General features: G+C 71.2%; 1 protein-coding gene. It reads right to left on the minus strand.

Translation table 11 applies throughout. From position 1 onward, the window contains the following. Positions 1-142: 142 nt before the first annotated feature. The coding region (locus AB0N07_RS51055) for a glutamine synthetase family protein (RefSeq protein WP_365847839.1) at positions 143-1,388 on the minus strand (1,246 nt) is incomplete at its 5' end.

Genomic DNA, 1,388 nt, shown 5'->3' on the forward strand with positions numbered 1-1,388 from the left:
ACGTCCACGCCCTCGAACTCGGGCGAGGTGAGCAGCGTCTGCACGCGACCGGCGTCGGCGACGCCGGCGTGCGCGAGGGTGCGGCGGTCCGGGACGGCGGGCAGCGCACCGGTGGCGGGCAGGGAGGACACGGGCGCCCGTCTCAGAGGCCGGAGAGGTAGCGGCGGAGCTCGTACGGGGTGACCTCCACGCGGTAGTCGTCCCATTCCTGCCGCTTGTTGCGCAGGAGTGCGTCGAAGACGTGCTCGCCCAGCACGGACGCCACGAACTCGGACTCCTCAGCGGGGCGCAGGGCGTCGTACAGGGTGCCGGGCAGGGGCACGTGGCCGAGCACGCGCCGTTCGTGGGTGGTCAACGCGCTGATGTCCTCGGCGGCGGCCTCGGGCAGCTCGTAGCCCTCCTCGATGCCCTGGAGCCCGGCCGCGATCAGCAGGGCGTAGGCGAGGTACGGGTTGGCCGAGGCGTCGATACCGCGGTACTCGATGCGGGCCGAGCCGGCCTTGTCCGGCTTGTACAGGGGAACGCGCACGAGGGCGGAGCGGTTGTTGTGCCCCCACGAGGTGTACGACGGGGCCTCTCCCCCGCCCCAGAGACGCTTGTAGGAGTTCACGAACTGGTGGGTCACCGCGGTGATCTCCACGGAGTGGCGCAGCAGGCCCGCGATGAACCGGCGGCCCGTGACGGAGAGCCGGAACTCGTTCGCGGGGTCGTAGAACGCGTTCGCGTCGCCCTCGAAGAGGGAGAAGTGGGTGTGCATGCCGGAGCCCGGGTGGTGGGAGAACGGCTTGGGCATGAACGTGGCGTACGTGCCCTGGGCGGCGGCGACCTCCTTGACGACGGTCCGGAACGTCATCACGTTGTCCGCCGTCGTGAGCGCGTCCGCAGCGCACAGGTCGATCTCGTTCTGGCCGGGGCCGTTCTCGTGGTGGCTGAACTCCACGGAGATGCCCATCCCCTCGAGGAGGCTGACGGCGTCGCGGCGGAAGTCGGCCGCGTCGGAGCCGGGCACGTTGTCGAAGTAGCCCGCGCGGTCCACGGGCACCGGCTCCCCGTCCGGGCCGGGCTGGTCCGACTGCAGGAGGTAGAACTCGATCTCCGGGTGGGTGAAGCACGTGAAGCCCCGATCGGCGGCCCGGTCCAGCACGCGGCGCAGCACGTGCCGCGGGTCGGCGGGGGCGGGCCGGCCGTCCGGGGTGAGCACGTCGCAGAACATCCGGGAGCTCTGTCCCTGGTCGCCGCGCCACGGCAGGATCTGGAAGGTCGAGGGATCGGGCTGCAGCAGCATGTCCGACTCGGAGATGCGGGTGTATCCGTCGATCGAGGAGCCGTCGAAGCCCAGGCCCTCCGTGAAGGCGTTCTCCACCTCGGCCGGAGACAGGGCCACCGAC

The sequence above is a fragment of the Streptomyces sp. NPDC051172 genome (genome assembly GCF_040682555.1).
In the GTDB taxonomy this organism is placed as follows: Bacteria; Actinomycetota; Actinomycetes; order Streptomycetales; family Streptomycetaceae; genus Streptomyces.